Source organism: Escherichia sp. F1 (assembly GCF_046764225.1).
GTDB classification, from domain to species: Bacteria; Pseudomonadota; Gammaproteobacteria; order Enterobacterales; family Enterobacteriaceae; genus Escherichia; species Escherichia coli.
The window spans coordinates 1,085,701-1,101,625 of the sequence record NZ_CP177202.1 but is presented as its reverse complement, the minus strand read 5'-3'; the positions used below and the strand labels follow the sequence as shown (position 1 = coordinate 1,101,625).

The 15,925-nt window shown below is 52.8% G+C and carries 18 protein-coding genes; 4 read left to right on the top strand and 14 right to left on the bottom strand.

Translation table 11 applies throughout. The features are described from left to right. Nucleotides 1–49 precede the first annotated feature (49 nt). The 10 genes from pcm to cysD form a co-directional block, all read right to left on the bottom strand. Nucleotides 50–676: a protein-L-isoaspartate O-methyltransferase gene (gene pcm, locus ACK8NJ_RS05240; RefSeq protein ID WP_000254708.1), complete on the bottom strand. Its 627-nt coding sequence runs from the start codon at nucleotides 674–676 to the stop codon at nucleotides 50–52. After that, nucleotides 670–1,431 (bottom strand): 5'/3'-nucleotidase SurE, encoded by a 762-nt coding sequence (gene surE / locus ACK8NJ_RS05235; protein WP_001295182.1) that lies wholly within the window; start codon nucleotides 1,429–1,431, stop codon nucleotides 670–672. The genes pcm and surE overlap by 7 nt, the downstream gene beginning before the upstream one ends. Continuing rightward, nucleotides 1,412–2,461, bottom strand: coding sequence for a tRNA pseudouridine(13) synthase TruD (truD, locus tag ACK8NJ_RS05230; protein ID WP_000568962.1), 1,050 nt, complete (start codon nucleotides 2,459–2,461; stop codon nucleotides 1,412–1,414). The genes surE and truD overlap by 20 nt, the downstream gene beginning before the upstream one ends. Beyond that, on the bottom strand, nucleotides 2,458–2,937 hold the full coding sequence (gene ispF, locus ACK8NJ_RS05225) for a 2-C-methyl-D-erythritol 2,4-cyclodiphosphate synthase (protein ID WP_001219242.1): 480 nt from the start codon (nucleotides 2,935–2,937) through the stop codon (nucleotides 2,458–2,460). The genes truD and ispF overlap by 4 nt, the downstream gene beginning before the upstream one ends. Further along, nucleotides 2,937–3,647: a 2-C-methyl-D-erythritol 4-phosphate cytidylyltransferase gene (gene ispD, locus ACK8NJ_RS05220; protein WP_000246131.1), complete on the bottom strand. Its 711-nt coding sequence runs from the start codon at nucleotides 3,645–3,647 to the stop codon at nucleotides 2,937–2,939. The genes ispF and ispD overlap by 1 nt, the downstream gene beginning before the upstream one ends. 18 nt (nucleotides 3,648–3,665) lie before the next feature. Then, nucleotides 3,666–3,977, bottom strand: coding sequence for a cell division protein FtsB (gene ftsB / locus ACK8NJ_RS05215; RefSeq protein ID WP_000517476.1), 312 nt, complete (start codon nucleotides 3,975–3,977; stop codon nucleotides 3,666–3,668). A 193-nt stretch (nucleotides 3,978–4,170) separates the two neighbouring features. Then, complete coding sequence (locus tag ACK8NJ_RS05210; RefSeq protein ID WP_001246104.1) at nucleotides 4,171–4,494, bottom strand: DUF3561 family protein; 324 nt, start codon at nucleotides 4,492–4,494, stop codon at nucleotides 4,171–4,173. 49 nt (nucleotides 4,495–4,543) lie between these two features. After that, on the bottom strand, nucleotides 4,544–5,149 hold the full coding sequence (gene cysC, locus ACK8NJ_RS05205) for an adenylyl-sulfate kinase (RefSeq protein ID WP_001173673.1): 606 nt from the start codon (nucleotides 5,147–5,149) through the stop codon (nucleotides 4,544–4,546). Next, complete coding sequence (gene cysN, locus ACK8NJ_RS05200) at nucleotides 5,149–6,576, bottom strand: sulfate adenylyltransferase subunit CysN (protein ID WP_001090367.1); 1,428 nt, start codon at nucleotides 6,574–6,576, stop codon at nucleotides 5,149–5,151. The genes cysC and cysN overlap by 1 nt, the downstream gene beginning before the upstream one ends. A 1-nt stretch (nucleotide 6,577) precedes the next feature. Further along, on the bottom strand, nucleotides 6,578–7,486 hold the full coding sequence (cysD, locus tag ACK8NJ_RS05195; protein ID WP_000372392.1) for a sulfate adenylyltransferase subunit CysD: 909 nt from the start codon (nucleotides 7,484–7,486) through the stop codon (nucleotides 6,578–6,580). Between the two features lie 251 nt (nucleotides 7,487–7,737). On the opposite strand from cysD, the gene iap reads away from it, so the two are divergent. Then, nucleotides 7,738–8,775: an alkaline phosphatase isozyme conversion aminopeptidase gene (iap, locus tag ACK8NJ_RS05190; RefSeq protein ID WP_000490418.1), complete on the top strand. Its 1,038-nt coding sequence runs from the start codon at nucleotides 7,738–7,740 to the stop codon at nucleotides 8,773–8,775. Nucleotides 8,776–8,901: 126 nt separating this feature from the next. Here iap and ACK8NJ_RS05185 read toward each other — a convergent pair whose 3' ends face one another. The 4 genes from ACK8NJ_RS05185 to cysJ form a co-directional block, all read right to left on the bottom strand. Continuing rightward, nucleotides 8,902–9,054, bottom strand: coding sequence for a Hok/Gef family protein (locus tag ACK8NJ_RS05185; RefSeq protein ID WP_000956460.1), 153 nt, complete (start codon nucleotides 9,052–9,054; stop codon nucleotides 8,902–8,904). 264 nt (nucleotides 9,055–9,318) lie between these two features. After that, nucleotides 9,319–10,053, bottom strand: a complete 735-nt coding sequence (gene cysH, locus ACK8NJ_RS05180; RefSeq protein WP_000039841.1) for a phosphoadenosine phosphosulfate reductase — start codon at nucleotides 10,051–10,053, stop codon at nucleotides 9,319–9,321. A 73-nt stretch (nucleotides 10,054–10,126) separates the two neighbouring features. After that, nucleotides 10,127–11,839 (bottom strand): assimilatory sulfite reductase (NADPH) hemoprotein subunit, encoded by a 1,713-nt coding sequence (cysI, locus tag ACK8NJ_RS05175; RefSeq protein ID WP_001290713.1) that lies wholly within the window; start codon nucleotides 11,837–11,839, stop codon nucleotides 10,127–10,129. After that, complete coding sequence (gene cysJ / locus ACK8NJ_RS05170; RefSeq protein WP_411962196.1) at nucleotides 11,839–13,638, bottom strand: NADPH-dependent assimilatory sulfite reductase flavoprotein subunit; 1,800 nt, start codon at nucleotides 13,636–13,638, stop codon at nucleotides 11,839–11,841. The genes cysI and cysJ overlap by 1 nt, the downstream gene beginning before the upstream one ends. A gap of 318 nt (nucleotides 13,639–13,956) precedes the next feature. Between cysJ and queD the strand changes: the two genes are divergently transcribed. The 3 genes from queD (at nucleotide 13,957) to ACK8NJ_RS05155 (ending at nucleotide 15,919) form a co-directional block, all read left to right on the top strand. Next, nucleotides 13,957–14,319, top strand: a complete 363-nt coding sequence (queD, locus tag ACK8NJ_RS05165) for a 6-carboxytetrahydropterin synthase QueD (protein WP_000108294.1) — start codon at nucleotides 13,957–13,959, stop codon at nucleotides 14,317–14,319. Between the two features lie 77 nt (nucleotides 14,320–14,396). Further along, entirely contained in the window at nucleotides 14,397–15,668 is a 1,272-nt protein-coding gene (locus ACK8NJ_RS05160; RefSeq protein WP_411962195.1) for an FAD-dependent oxidoreductase, read from the top strand. Continuing rightward, on the top strand, nucleotides 15,659–15,919 hold the full coding sequence (locus ACK8NJ_RS05155; RefSeq protein ID WP_000109536.1) for a ferredoxin family protein: 261 nt from the start codon (nucleotides 15,659–15,661) through the stop codon (nucleotides 15,917–15,919). Before ACK8NJ_RS05160 ends, ACK8NJ_RS05155 begins: the two co-directional genes overlap by 10 nt. The last annotated feature ends 6 nt before the right edge of the window (nucleotides 15,920–15,925 follow it).

Below are 15,925 nucleotides of genomic sequence, written 5' to 3'. Positions count from 1 at the left end.
CTGACCTGCGGCAAAATAACCAGGAAAAATCCAGGTATTTCCTCACGTTTTAAGCCAGCTCACCCTTCACTAAAGGGACAAAGCGCACGGCCTCCACGGTATCGATAATAAATTCGCCTCCCCGACGACGCACCCGTTTCAAATACTGGTGCTCCTCCCCTACAGGTAAGACGAGAATCCCGCCTTCATCCAGCTGCGTCATTAGCGCAGTTGGAATTTCCGGCGGTGCCGCCGTAACAATGATAGCGTCAAACGGCGCACGTGCCTGCCAACCTTGCCATCCATCGCCATGACGGGTTGAAACATTATGTAAATCAAGATTTTTCAGGCGGCGACGCGCCTGCCACTGCAAGCCTTTAATCCGTTCAACCGAGCAAACATGCTGCACAAGATGCGCCAGGATTGCCGTTTGATATCCCGAACCGGTGCCAATTTCCAGCACCCGCGACTGCGGCGTCAGTTCGAGTAATTCGGTCATTCGCGCCACCATATACGGCTGCGAAATTGTCTGCCCCTGACCTATCGGCAAGGCGATATTGTCCCAGGCTTTTTGTTCAAACGCTTCATCAACGAATTTTTCACGCGGCACGGCGGCAAGTGCATTCAGCACCTGCTCATCCTGAATACCTTGCGCACGTAATTGATCCAGAAGTGCTTGTACGCGTCTGCTTACCATTGCGTGCCAACTCCCACGCTGTTTAACCAGTCTGAAACCACATCTTGCGCGCTATGCGCAGTTAAATCCACATGCAGCGGCGTGATGGAGACATAGCCCTCATCTACCGCAGCAAAATCGGTCCCCGGACCGGCATCACATTTACCGCCCGGCGGGCCAATCCAGTACAGCGTATTGCCGCGCGGATCTTGCTGCGGGATCACCTGATCTGCCGGATGTCGTGTACCGCAGCGCGTCACGCGAATACCTTTGATTTGATCCAATGGTAAATCCGGAACGTTAATATTAAGAATACGCCCGGTGCGCAGCGGTTCTTTACACAGAGCGCGCAAAATTGAACAGGTTACCGCCGCGGCAGTGTCGTAATGTTTATGCCCGTCAAGCGAGACGGCAAGCGCCGGAAAACCTAAATGGCGGCCTTCCATCGCGGCGGCTACCGTACCGGAATAAATAACATCATCCCCCAGATTCGGCCCGGCGTTAATTCCGGACACAACAATGTCCGGGCGCGGACGCATCAGAGCATTCACGCCAAGATAGACGCAATCGGTCGGGGTTCCCATTTGCACAGCAATATCACCATTTTCAAAGGTAAACGTGCGCAGGGAGGATTCCAGTGTCAGAGAATTTGAAGCGCCGCTGCGGTTACGATCGGGGGCGACCACCTGAACGTCAGCAAACTCACGCAAGGCTTTCGCCAGCGTTTGTATACCGGGTGCATGTACCCCGTCATCATTACTCAGCAATATGCGCATAATCACCTGTTGTGTTGATAAGTTCCCTGACAACGCTGGTTGCAAAACTACCCGCCGGAAGCCAGAAACGGATTTCTACGGTGACGTCATCCCACCAGTTCCAGCTTAATTGTTGCGGATACAGCAGCATCGCTCTGCGCGCGGCTTCAACTTTTTCGCGCACCAGTAAGGCTTGTAATTCAGTTTCTGCGGCGACAGCTGCTTGTTCGAATGCCAACGCTTCACGCTGAGTTCCCCATTCGCCACTGCCCGGCAATGCGGCGGTTATCATCAGCTCTTTATCGTTGACGCGACGCTGTAATTCCGCCAGTTCTTCGGTGGTTGCGACAAACCAGCTACCACGTCCGGCTAATTGTAGCGCATCGCCGTCAACAACTTGATTAACGTCTGCTTTTTTGAGGCGCTCAGCAACAATCTGATTAAACAACGCACTGCGGGCTGCCGACAACCAAAAACTCCGTTTATTGCGATCGCGCACCGGAGTATTGGTTTGCGCCCAGCGCAGCGCGCCCTGCAAGTTGCTACCGCCAATCCCAAAACGTTGGGCACCGAAGTAGTTCGGTACACCTTTTACGCAAATATCGATCAGACGTTGTTCAACGTCATCGCGATTGCTCACTTCGCGCAGAACCAGGGTAAAGGCGTTACCTTTCAGCGCGCCTAAACGCAGCTTGCGCTTGTGCCGCGCATACTCCAGCACCTGGCAGCCTTCCAGTTGAAAGGCGCTCAGATCGGGCATTTCCTTGCCCGGCACGCGAGCGCATAACCACTGTTCCGTAACAGCATGTTTGTCTTTTTGCCCAGCGAAGCTGACTTCACGGGAATGAATTTTCAGGAATTTCGCCAGTGCATCCGCCACAAAACGGGTATTGCAGCCGTTTTTGAGGATTCTAACCAGAATATGCTCACCTTCACCATCAGGCTCAAAGCCCAAATCTTCCACCACCACAAAGTCTTCCGGATTGGCTTTCAGCAGCCCGGTGCCTTGCGGTTTACCGTGGAGGTAAGTGAGATTATCAAACTCAATCATTTTGTTGCCTTAATGAGTAGCGCCACCGCTTCACAGGCAATCCCTTCCCCACGTCCGGTAAATCCAAGTTTTTCCGTAGTAGTGGCTTTCACGTTAACATCATCCATATGGCAGCCGAGATCTTCGGCAATAAACACGCGCATTTGTGGAATGTGCGGCAACATCTTCGGTGCCTGAGCGATGATAGTGACATCGACGTTGCCCAGGGTATAACCCTTCGCCTGAATACGACGCCAGGCTTCGCGTAGCAGCTCGCGGCTGTCAGCACCTTTAAATGCCGGATCGGTATCCGGGAACAGTTTGCCGATATCCCCCAGCGCCGCCGCGCCAAGCAATGCATCGGTCAACGCATGGAGCGCCACGTCGCCATCAGAATGCGCCAGCAATCCTTTTTCGTAAGGAATGCGTACGCCACCAATGATAATTGGGCCTTCACCGCCAAAGGCGTGTACGTCAAAACCGTGTCCAATTCGCATTATGTATTCTCCTGATGGATGGTTCGGGTGAGGTAAAACTCGGCCAGTGCCAAATCTTCCGGGCGCGTGACTTTAATGTTATCCGCGCGGCCTTCGACCAACTGCGGATGAAATCCGCAATATTCCAGCGCCGAGGCTTCGTCGGTAATGGTAGCGCCTTCATTTAGAGCGCGCGTCAGGCAGTCATGTAACAGCTCACGAGGGAAAAATTGCGGCGTCAGCGCGTGCCATAAGCCGTTGCGATCAACGGTATGAGCAATGGCATTTTTGCCCGGTTCGGCACGTTTCATCGTATCGCGCACTGGTGCGGCGAGGATCCCCCCCGTGCGGCTGGTTTCGCTCAACGCCAACAATCGCGCGAGGTCATCCTGATGCAGACAAGGACGAGCGGCGTCATGCACCAATACCCACTGCGCGTCGCCAGCGGCTTTCAAACCTGCCAGCACGGAATCGGCACGCTCATCACCGCCATCTACAACGGTGATTTGCGGATGATTCGCCAGAGGAAGTTGTGCAAAACGGCTATCGCCAGGACTTATGGCAATGACGACATGTTTCACCCGGGGGTGCGCCAGCAGCGCATGCACCGAGTGTTCAAGAATGGTTTGATTACCGATTGAGAGATATTGCTTAGGACATTCCGTTTGCATTCGACGGCCAAATCCGGCCGCCGGAACCACGGCGCAAACATCCAAATGAGTGGTTGCCATGTTAATTCCTGGGCTGATTTATCGATTGTTTTGCCCCGCAGACTGTGCGCGCTTCGACGCGTCAGGCACCAGACGATAAAAAGTTTCGCCCGGCCTGGTCATGCTGAGTTCATTACGCGCACGCTCTTCGAGCGCCTCCTGGCCGCCATTGAGATCGTCAATTTCGGCAAAAAGTTGATCGTTTCGCGCTTTAAGTTTCGCGTTTGTAGCTTGCTGTGCCGCCACATCATCATTGACGCGGGTATAGTCATGTATACCGTTCTTACCGAACCACAGCGAATACTGTAGCCAGACCAGAATAGCCAGCAACAGCAGCGTTAGTTTACCCATCCTGCCCCCTGAAAAACGGCATCATCATCCCATGCATCCGAAGACGACTCTACATCCTCTGTTGGGGATACCGCGACAACGCGGGCAAATGTACCACATTTGTCCATTGTTACGTATACCCAGGGCGTGCAGAACATAATCTCATTATTAGTTACGGTTTGAATTATGAACAGAGGAGACAAGAAAGTACAAATTAGCCCAGTAGCCACATAAACAGTGCGCCAAACATAATGCCTACTGTCACCAGGGTGAAAACAATACTGTAGCGTAGCTTTCCGTCCATCAATGAATGCAGCGCAATCCCCACCACTACCGCGACAGGCATCAGTGCCAGAAAGAAAGGCCAGGTGTAGATAAAGAAGAACAGCGTGTTAGAGCCATAAATCAACATCGGCATCGCCAGCGCAAATAACCATGAGATAAAACCGACCACGGCACCAGGCAGTGACCATGTGGTTTCTTCATCCTCAGTAAGGCTGTCGTTATTTGTTAGTGTAATGTTATGGCTATTACGCATATTTGATCCTGTTACTTTGACGAACCGGGCATGGAAACCCGGTGGTGTCTCAGGATCTGATAATATCGTTCTGTCTCAACAGATCTAATAATTGCTGTACCAAATTTGTTACTAATTGTTCACCATTGAGATGAATTTCTGCCGATTCAGGCGCTTCGTAAACGGAATCTATTCCCGTAAAGTTGCGCAGTTCACCGGCACGCGCTTTCTTATATAAGCCTTTTGGATCGCGGGCTTCGCAAATCGCCAGCGGCGTATCGACAAACACTTCGATAAAGCGCCCTTCTCCTACGCGTTCACGAACCATCTGGCGTTCGGCGCGGTGTGGCGAGATGAATGCGGTCAGCACCACCAGTCCGGCTTCAACCATCAAATTCGCCACTTCACCGACGCGACGGATATTCTCTTTACGATCGGCATCGCTAAAACCGAGATCGCTGCATAATCCGTGGCGAACATTGTCGCCATCCAGCAGATACGTACTGACGCCGAGTTTATGTAACGCCTCCTCCAGCGCCCCGGCGACCGTTGATTTACCGGACCCGGAGAGGCCGGTAAACCACAGCACTACACCACGATGACCGTGGTGTAGCTCGCGTTGTTGCACAGTGACCGGATGGCTATGCCAGACGACGTTTTCGTCATGCAGCGCCATTATTTATCCCCCAGCAAATCGCGCGCGCCCCAGTGCGGAAAGTGGCGACGAACCAGGGCATTCAATTCCAGTTCGAATGCACTGAATTCAGATGGCGCAGCAGTTGCCTGGCTAACTGGCTCGTGCACCATACCGGCACCCACGGTCACATTGCTCAGGCGATCGATAAAAATCAGCCCACCGGTAACCGGATTTTGCTGATAACGATCTAACACCAGTGGCTCGTCAAAAGTGAGATCCACCAGGCCGATGCCGTTCAGCGGCAGGTTTTCAACTTCGCGTTGGGTAAGGTTATTAATATCAACCTGATAACGAATGCCATCAACACGAGCACGCGTCTTCTTACCGGCAATTTTGATGTCGTAACTCTGGCCTAGGGAAAGCGGCTGTTCCGCCATCCATACCACATCCACCGACGCGCTCTGCACAGCCGGTAACGATTCGTCTGCCGCCAGCAGCAGATCGCCACGGCTGATGTCGATCTCATCCGTCAGCACCAGGGTGATCGCTTCTCCGGCAAAGGCTTCTTCGCGATCGCCATCAAAAGTCACGATTCGCGCGACGTTTGACTCCACACCAGAGGGTAGCACTTTGACACGTTGCCCGACTTCCACGCGACCGGATGCCAGCGTTCCGGCGTAACCACGAAAATCGAGATTCGGGCGGTTAACGTACTGCACCGGGAAGCGCATTGGCTGGGCATCCACCACTCGCTGGATCTCCACGGTTTCCAGCACTTCGAGCAGTGTCGGACCGCTGTACCACGGCATACTTTCACTTTGCGAAGCCACGTTGTCGCCTTCCAGTGCGGAGAGCGGCACAAAGCGGATATCCAGATTACCCGGCAGCTGCCCAGCAAAGGTTAAATAATCTTCACGAATACGGGTGAACGTCTCTTCACTGTAATCCACCAGATCCATTTTGTTGATCGCCACGACCAGATGTTTGATCCCCAACAGCGTGGAGATAAAACTGTGACGACGGGTTTGATCGAGTACGCCTTTACGGGCATCGATCAGTAAGATCGCCAGTTCACATGTCGATGCGCCAGTCGCCATATTGCGGGTGTACTGCTCGTGCCCTGGGGTGTCGGCGATAATAAATTTACGTTTCTCGGTAGAGAAATAGCGGTAGGCCACATCAATAGTGATGCCCTGTTCGCGCTCAGCTTGCAGACCGTCCACCAGCAGCGCCAGATCCAGCTTTTCGCCCTGGGTGCCGTGACGCTTACTGTCGTTATGCAGCGATGAGAGCTGATCTTCGTAGATTTGGCGGGTATCGTGCAGCAGACGACCAATCAGGGTACTTTTGCCATCATCGACGCTACCACAGGTCAGAAAACGCAGCAGGCTTTTATGTTGTTGCGCAATCATCCAGGCTTCGACGCCGCCTTCATTGGCGATTTGTTGTGCAAGTGCGGTGTTCATCTTAAAAATACCCCTGACGTTTTTTCAGCTCCATAGACCCCGCCTGGTCGCGGTCAATCACGCGGCCCTGACGTTCACTGGTGGTGGAAACCAGCATCTCTTCGATGATTTCCGGCAGTGTTTGTGCATTTGACTCCACCGCACCGGTCAGCGGCCAGCAGCCCAGCGTACGGAAACGCACCATCCGTTTTTTAATCACTTCTCCCGGTTGCAGGTCGATACGGTTGTCATCAATCATCATCAACATACCGTCGCGTTCCAGAACCGGTCGTTCCGCAGCGAGATACAGTGGAACAATGTCAATATTTTCCAGCCAGATATATTGCCAGATATCCTGCTCGGTCCAGTTAGAGAGCGGGAAGACGCGGATGCTTTCGCCTTTGTTAATTTGCCCGTTGTAGTTGTGCCACAGCTCCGGGCGCTGATTTTTCGGATCCCAGCGATGGAAGCGGTCACGGAAAGAGTAGATTCGCTCTTTAGCGCGGGATTTCTCTTCGTCACGGCGCGCACCACCGAAGGCGGCATCAAAACCGTATTTGTTCAGCGCCTGTTTCAGGCCTTCAGTTTTCATAATATCGGTATGTTTCGCGCTGCCGTGCACGAATGGATTAATCCCCATCGCCACGCCTTCCGGGTTTTTATGCACCAGCAGCTCGCAGCCGTAGGCTTTCGCCGTACGATCGCGGAACTCATACATCTCGCGGAATTTCCAGCCGGTATCGACATGCAGCAACGGGAAAGGCAGCGTACCTGGATAAAACGCCTTGCGCGCCAGATGCAGCATGACGCTGGAATCTTTACCGATAGAGTAGAGCATCACCGGATTTGAGAATTCTGCCGCCACCTCGCGAATAATGTGGATGCTTTCCGCCTCCAGTTGCCGCAGGTGAGTAAGTCGTTTTTGATCCATAACCGTTCCTTTGCAATACCGCTATTTTCTTGCCATCAGATGTTTCGACTATAGGGAGCGTAAGAGAACGAATGAAATTACCAATTAGAATGAGTAGTTCCTTAACGGAATAACGATTTGGCAAAGCTAATATCAAAAAGTGCTTAAGGCACCGGATTTCGGGCGTTTAGGAAGATTTGAAATTGTTTTAGCGCAGCGGCAGTTTCATACTATGGCGGTAAAAAAATTTGCATGGTATTTAAGGACTCACTATGTTTTCCGCATTGCGCCACCGTACCGCTGCCCTGGCGCTCGGCGTATGCTTTATTCTCCCCGTACACGCCTCGTCACCTAAACCTGGCGATTTTGCTAATACTCAGGCACGACATATTGCTACTTTCTTTCCGGGACGCATGACCGGAACTCCTGCAGAAATGTTATCTGCCGATTATATTCGCCAACAGTTTCAGCAAATGGGTTATCGCAGTGATATTCGGACATTTAATAGTCGGTATATTTATACCGCCCGCGATAATCGCAAGAGCTGGCATAACGTGACGGGAAGTACGGTGATTGCCGCTCATGAAGGCAAAGCTCCGCAGCAGATCATCATTATGGCGCATCTGGATACTTACGCTCCGCTGAGCGATGCTGACGCCGATGCCAATCTCGGCGGGCTGACGTTACAAGGAATAGATGATAACGCCGCAGGTTTAGGTGTCATGCTGGAACTGGCAGAACGCCTGAAAAATACGCCTACCGAGTATGGTATTCGATTTGTGGCGACCAGTGGTGAAGAGGAAGGGAAATTAGGTGCTGAGAATTTACTCAAGCGGATGAGTGACACCGAAAAGAAAAATACGCTGCTGGTGATTAATCTCGATAACTTAATTGTTGGCGATAAATTGTATTTCAACAGTGGTGTAAAAACCCCTGAAGCAGTAAGGAAATTAACGCGCGACAGGGCACTGGCAATTGCGCGTAGTCATGGAATTGCCGCAACGACCAATCCGGGTTTGAATAAAAATTATCCGAAGGGTACTGGCTGTTGTAATGACGCCGAAGTTTTCGACAAAGCCGGTATTGCCGTACTTTCGGTAGAAGCAACAAATTGGAATCTTGGGAATAAGGATGGTTATCAGCAACGCGCAAAAACAGCTGCATTCCCTGCGGGAAATAGCTGGCATGACGTAAGACTGGATAATCAACAACATATTGATAAGGCACTTCCAGGAAGAATAGAACGTCGCTGCCGTGATGTTATGCGGATAATGCTACCTCTGGTGAAAGAGCTGGCGAAGGCGTCTTGATGGGTTTGAAATGATTACTCCCTTGCCTGCAGGAAATCAATGCCACCAGAAACAGAGTATAAAAAAGGGGTGCAGGAGGCCAAACTTTAACAATTCAATACGCGGGGTTTTACCCCCGCGTGGTGGCTACTTCTTCGATTCGTAAGCGAGAACTGCCTTAAACTCCATACCACGTTCTCTGATACTCAACTCACACAACGAGTCGCCTACCATCAGCGTGAATCCCAGTACTGTAAAACACAGCACTATGATTGCCACAAGGGCATATTTTGTCAGCATGTCTTGCCTCCCTGCAAAGAAGAGACTAACATTCGAATTGTTTGGGTTCGAACGCTGGCCTCAGGTTGATAGAAATATCGCCTGGGGCTTTTGTCCATCTGGAACCTCGCGAATGCTTAACGCCAGACAGCCTCAAGCACCCAACGCCATTCTATACCTGATAATTCTTCCAGCGGCGTTCACGTTTAAAATCAGGAATGCTGCTCGCAAAATAAAAACGCCCCCATCATTTCTGACAGGGGCGTTTATTTTATCCAGCAATATTTACCCTTCGTGTAACCCACATTCCCTTTTTAAGCCAAAGAAACGCGTTTCTTCTTCCGCCATGCCGGGTTCCCATTTACGGGTTGTATGGGTATCACCGACGGATAAATATCCTTCGTCCCATAATGGATGATATTTAAGGCCATGTTTTTGCAGATACTGATATATCGTTCGGTTATCCCAGTCGATAATCGGCAGCACTTTAAATACGCCACGCTGAATTGCCAGCACCGGTAAATTGGCGCGACTGCCGGATTGTTCGCGGCGCAGGCCAGCAAACCACGTTTGCGCATTCAGTTCTTTCAGCGCCCGGTTCATCGGTTCGACTTTGTTGATGTCATTGTACTTTTCAATGCCTTCAACACCCTGCTCCCACAGTTTGCCGTAGCGCGCTTCCTGCCAGGCGGCGCTTTCGGTAGCGCGGTACACTTTCAGGTTGAGCTTGAGTTTGTCCGTTAACTCGTCAATAAAGCGGTAGGTTTCCGGGAACAGATAACCCGTATCGGTCAGGATCACCGGGATATCCGGGTGAATCTGATTCACCAGATGCAGGCTCACCGCCGCCTGAATGCCGAAACTGGAAGAAAGTACATATTCACCGGGCAGATTATCCAGCGCCCAGGCAACGCGGCCTTCAGCATCCAGTTTTTCCAGTTCGGCGTTAGTTTCTGCCAGCGCCAGAATGCGATCTACCTTCGGCAGTTCGTTCAGGGCGTTTAGATCGAGTTTGGACATAGATTCCTCACTGTTTGCCTTGCCTGATGCGACGCTCACGCGTCTTATCAGGCCTACAAGACCGGGCTGATGGTTAATCCCACAAATCGCGCGCCGGATCGAGCACCGGGCGAATGATGCCCGCACGCACCGTAAAGTCGCCGAAGCCTTCACCCGCTTCGCGCTCTTTCGCCCAGCGCCCTATCAGTTCATCAAGCGATGCCAGGATTTCCGGCTCGGTGATGTTTTCTTTATACATCCGTGGGATACGTGTCCCAATGCGGTTGCCGCCAAGATGCAGGTTGTAGCGCCCCGGCGCTTTACCCACCAGGCCCACTTCCGCCAGCATCGCGCGACCACAACCGTTCGGGCAGCCTGTTACACGCATCACGATATGCTCATCGCTGACACCATGTTTCACCATTAAATTATCGATGTTGTCGATAAAAGACGGCAGGAAACGCTCCGCTTCCGCCATCGCCAGCGGGCAAGTCGGGAATGACACGCAGGCCATTGAGTTTTCACGCTGCGGCGTGACGGCATTCATTAACCCGCTCTCTTTGGCGATCTTCTCGATCTTCGCTTTCTCGCTTTCCGGCACACCGGCGATGATCAGATTCTGGTTCGCCGTAATGCGGAAATCACCTTTGTGGATCTTCGCGATCTCCAGCAGGCCAGTTTTCAGCGGACGCCCCGGATAATCAAGGATGCGACCATTTTCGATAAACAGCGTCAGGTGCCAGTTATCATCAATGCCCTTAACCCAACCAATACGATCGCCGCGTCCGGTGAACTCATACGGACGGATCGGTTCAAATTTGATCCCCGCGCGACGTTCAACTTCCGCTTTAAACGTCTCAACCCCTACGCGCTCCAGCGTGTATTTGGTTTTGGCATTTTTACGATCGGTTCGGTTACCCCAGTCGCGCTGAGTCGTCACGACGGCTTCTGCCACCGCCAGCGTATGCTCCAGCGGCAGATAACCAAACTCACTCGCCGTGCGGGCATAGGTTTTCTTGTTGCCGTGCTCGATGGAAAGCCCACCGCCCACCAGCAGGTTAAAGCCCACCAGCTTGCCGTTTTCGGCGATCGCCACGAAGTTCATGTCGTTGGCGTGCAGATCGATATCGTTCTGCGGCGGGATCACTACCGTGGTTTTGAATTTACGCGGCAAATAAGTCTGACCGAGGATCGGTTCTTCATCGGTGGTGGCGACTTTTTCCTGATCGAGCCAGATCTCCGCATACGCGCGGGTACGCGGCAGCAGATGTTCAGAGATTTTCTTCGCCCATTCATACGCTTCCGCGTGTAGCTGCGACTCGTAAGGGTTCGAGGTGCAGAGTACGTTACGGTTCATGTCGTTAGCAGTCGCCAGCGCATCAAGACCGACCGAGTGCAGCATCTGGTGCACCGGTTTGACGTTCTTTTTCAGAATGCCGTGGAACTGAAACGTCTGGCGGTTGGTCAGGCGAATGCTGCCATAGATGGTGTTTTCACCGGCAAATTTATCGATCGCCTGCCACTGTTTGGTGGTAATCACCCCACCCGGCAGACGACAGCGCAACAGCATTGCATGACGTGGCTCCAGCTTCTGTTCAGCACGTTCGGCGCGGATGTCGCGGTCATCTTGCTGATACATGCCGTGGAAGCGGATCAGCAGGAAGTTGTCGCCCTTAAAGCCGCCGGTCAGACCGTCGTTTAAATCTTCCGCAATGGTGCCGCGCAGGTAGTTGCTTTCAAGCTTCATGCGCTCGGCGTCTGTCAGTTTTCCTTCGACCACTAAAGGCCCTGGATGTTTTTCGCTCATTAGTAGACATCTCGCTGATAACGGCGCTCTACGCGCAGCTCACTTAAAAATTCATCCGCCGCTTCGGTGTCCATGCCACCAAATTCGGCAATCACTTCCAGAAGTGCCTGCTCAACGTCTTTCGCCATGCGATTAGCGTCGCCGCAGACATAAATGTGGGCACCGTCATTGATCCAGCGCCACAGCTCCGCGCCCTGTTCGCGCAGTTTGTCTTGTACATAAACTTTTTCTTTTTGGTCGCGCGACCAGGCAAGATCGATGCGGCTCAATACGCCTTCTTTCACGTAGCGCTGCCACTCCACCTGGTAGAGGAAATCTTCCGTAAAGTGTGGGTTGCCAAAGAATAGCCAGTTTTTACCCGGCGCTTCGTCGGCAGCACGCTGCTGCATAAAGGCACGGAACGGCGCGATGCCGGTGCCAGGGCCAATCATGATCACCGGGGTTTCCGGATTGGTTGGCAGGCGGAAGTTGTCGTTATGTTCGATAAAGACGCGGACTTCACCCTCTTCTTCCACACGATCTGCGAGGAAGCTGGAGGCACCACCGGCACGGGCGCGGCCTTCCACGTCGTAACGCACCACACCAACGGTAACGTGCACTTCGTTCTCGACTTCCGCCTGCGAGGAGGCGATGGAATACAGGCGCGGGGTCAGCGGGCGCAGCAGATTAATCAGCGCTTCGGCATCCAGTTGCGCCGGAGAGAAACGCACCATGTCGACAATCGGCGTCGTCGCGGCGTAATGCTGTAACTTCGCTTTATCGCCCACCAGCGGCAGCAGCGTTTCGCTGCGGGTAAGCGTGGCATAGTTCTCAACAATGTTGGCGGTGTTGACGGTCAGTTCGAAGTGCCACTGTAGCGCTTCGTTCAGAGGCAACGTTTTGCCCTCGACGGTGACAGGTTCATCGCCTTTCAGCCACAGCAGTTCGACAAGTTCTTTCACCAGTGCCGGATCGTTCTGATACCAGACGCCCAACGCGTCACCCGGCTGGTAACGCAGGCCAGAGTCACCTAAGTCAATTTCAATGTGACGAACGTCTTTTTCAGAGTTACGCCCGGTAATTTTCTGGTTAACCGAAAGGCTGGCCGCCAGCGGCGCGTCTTTGCTATACGGGCTGGTGTGGATTTCATTTACCGTGCCAGTAGCGACGGATTGCGAAGGTGCCGCGACAGGCGCACGCGATTTAAGCGCATCAACCACGCGGGCGCGCCACTCGATGGCAGCAGCCTGGTATTCAACGTCGGCATCGACACGGTCGAGCAGGCGTTCACCGCCCAGTTCCGCCAGCTTGCTGTCAAAATCTTTCCCGGACTGGCAGAAAAATTCATAAGAGCTATCGCCGAGGCTAAACACGGCAAATGCGGTGTTTTCCAGCTTCGGCGCTTTTTTGGAGAACAGGAACTTATGCAGCGCGACGGCTTCTTCCGGCGGTTCCCCTTCTCCTTGCGTTGACGTCACCACGATAAGCAGTTTTTCGCTGGCGATTTGTTTGAATTTATAGTCGCCCGCGTTCACCAGCTTAACGTTCAGTTTTGCCGCCAATAAATCATCGCGTAATGCTTCAGCAACCCGGCGCGCATTGCCGGTTTGCGAAGCGGAGATAATAGTTATACCTGGCATTTCTGCGGCTGGCGCTGGCGTCGCTGCAAGCGCAGCAGGCTGCTGATTGAGCACGCCCCAGAAATAGCCAGAAACCCAGGCAAGCTGGGTGGGAGTTAAATCGGTCGTGGCCGCCTGAAGGCGTGCCAGTTGCTCCGGGTTCAACGGAAGCAACGCGGAAGGTGGGACCTGTGTCGTCATGCGTCGTTATGTTCCAGTAAGCAAAGCTGTTTCTGCGCCCTGTCAGCGCCCATAAAACAGAAGAGAAGATAAGGTTAACGGGGTGAACGGTGTGGATTAAAGACGGGATAGCGATAACTAATAACCAAATCGACTAACCTGTTTTAGCAATAGTCTTTAACAACAAAATAGATTAACCAACCCAATGAAAAACAAATGAATATTGCCCATCAATAAGATAAATCAGCGATTTTGCGCAACAAAGTCGTTTTAGATAATGCGAAAAAACAGCCTTTCCGGTACTCTACGGCGGTTTTATCGTCCTGTAGAGAAATTATGATGTCCACCACGTTATTTAAAGATTTCACCTTCGAAGCCGCTCACCGCTTACCACACGTCCCGGAAGGGCATAAATGTGGTCGCCTGCACGGGCATTCCTTTATGGTGCGACTGGAAATTACCGGGGAAGTCGATCCGCATACGGGCTGGATTATCGATTTCGCTGAACTGAAAGCGGCGTTTAAGCCAACTTATGAGCGCCTCGATCACCATTATCTCAATGATATTCCAGGTCTGGAAAACCCAACCAGCGAAGTTTTAGCCAAATGGATTTGGGATCAGGTTAAACCCGTTGTGCCGCTGTTAAGTGCGGTGATGGTAAAAGAAACCTGTACTGCAGGCTGTATCTATCGCGGCGAATGATAAGAGTGTGTCGGCGGTCAATTTCCCTTAAGTAACGCCATGTTAGGGTGTTGTGTTCTGGATATCTGGGGCATGACATGGAAGACAACTGCGACATTATTATTATTGGTGCGGGTATAGCAGGCACCGCTTGTGCTTTACGCTGCGCGCGGGCAGGTTTGTCCGTTCTGTTACTGGAACGCGCTGAAATCCCCGGCAGCAAAAATCTTTCCGGCGGGCGTTTATACACCCATGCGCTCGCGGAACTCCTCCCGCAATTTCATCTGACCGCGCCTCTTGAACGACGCATCACTCACGAAAGCCTTTCTCTGCTAACGCCGGATGGCGCAACGACGTTTTCCAGCTTACAGCCCGGCGGTGAATCCTGGAGTGTATTACGTGCACGGTTCGATCCGTGGCTGGTTGCCGAAGCCGAAAAAGAAGGTGTCGAATGCATCCCTGGTGCGACGGTGGATGCGCTGTATGAAGAAAACGGCAGGGTGTGTGGTGTCATTTGTGGTGACGATATTCTCCGCGCCCGTTATGTGGTGCTGGCAGAAGGTGCCAACAGCGTCCTGGCTGAGCGTCACGGGTTAGTGACTCGTCCTGCTGGCGAAGCGATGGCGTTGGGGATCAAAGAAGTGCTGTCGCTGGAAACATCCGCTATTGAAGAACGTTTTCATCTGGAGAATAACGAAGGCGCAGCGTTGCTGTTCAGCGGCGGGATCTGTGATGACTTACCCGGCGGCGCATTTCTTTATACTAATCAACGAACGCTCTCGTTAGGGATTGTTTGCCCGCTCTCTTCACTTACGCAAAGTCGTGTTCCGGCAAGCGAGCTGCTGGCTCGCTTTAAAACGCATCCGGCAGTGCGCCCGCTTATCAAAAACACGGAATCACTGGAGTATGGTGCGCATCTGGTGCCAGAAGGTGGCTTACACAGTATGCCGATGCAATACGCCGGTAACGGCTGGCTGCTGGTGGGCGATGCGTTGCGCAGTTGCGTCAATACCGGAATTTCCGTGCGCGGCATGGATATGGCGCTAACTGGCGCGCAGGCGGCGGCACAAACGCTGATAAGCGCCTGCCAGCACCGCGAGCCGCAAAATCTGTTTGCGCTTTATCATCACAACGTCGAGCGCAGCCTGCTGTGGGATGTTTTACAGCGCTATCAGCATGTTCCGGCGCTTTTGCAACGCCCTGGCTGGTATCGGGCGTGGCCTGCGTTAATGCAGGATATTTCCCGTGATTTATGGGATCAGGGTGATAAACCTGTTCCGCCGCTGCGCCAGTTGCTCTGGCGTCATTTACGTCGTCACGGCCTGTGGCATCTGGCGGGCGATGTTATCAGGAGTCTGCGATGTCTGTAGCCCGTAATCTCTGGCGCGTTGCCGATGCGCCGCACATTGTTCCGGCTGACTCCGTTGAGCGCCAGACGGTACAACGGTTGATTAACGCTTGTCCGGCTGGTCTTTTTTCGCTCACACCGGAAGGTGACTTACGCGTTGATTATCGCGGCTGCCTGGAGTGTGGCACCTGCCGTTTGCTGTGCGACGAATCAACACTACAACAGTGGCGCTATCCGCCTTCCGGATTCGGCATCACCTACCGTTTTGGATAAATAATA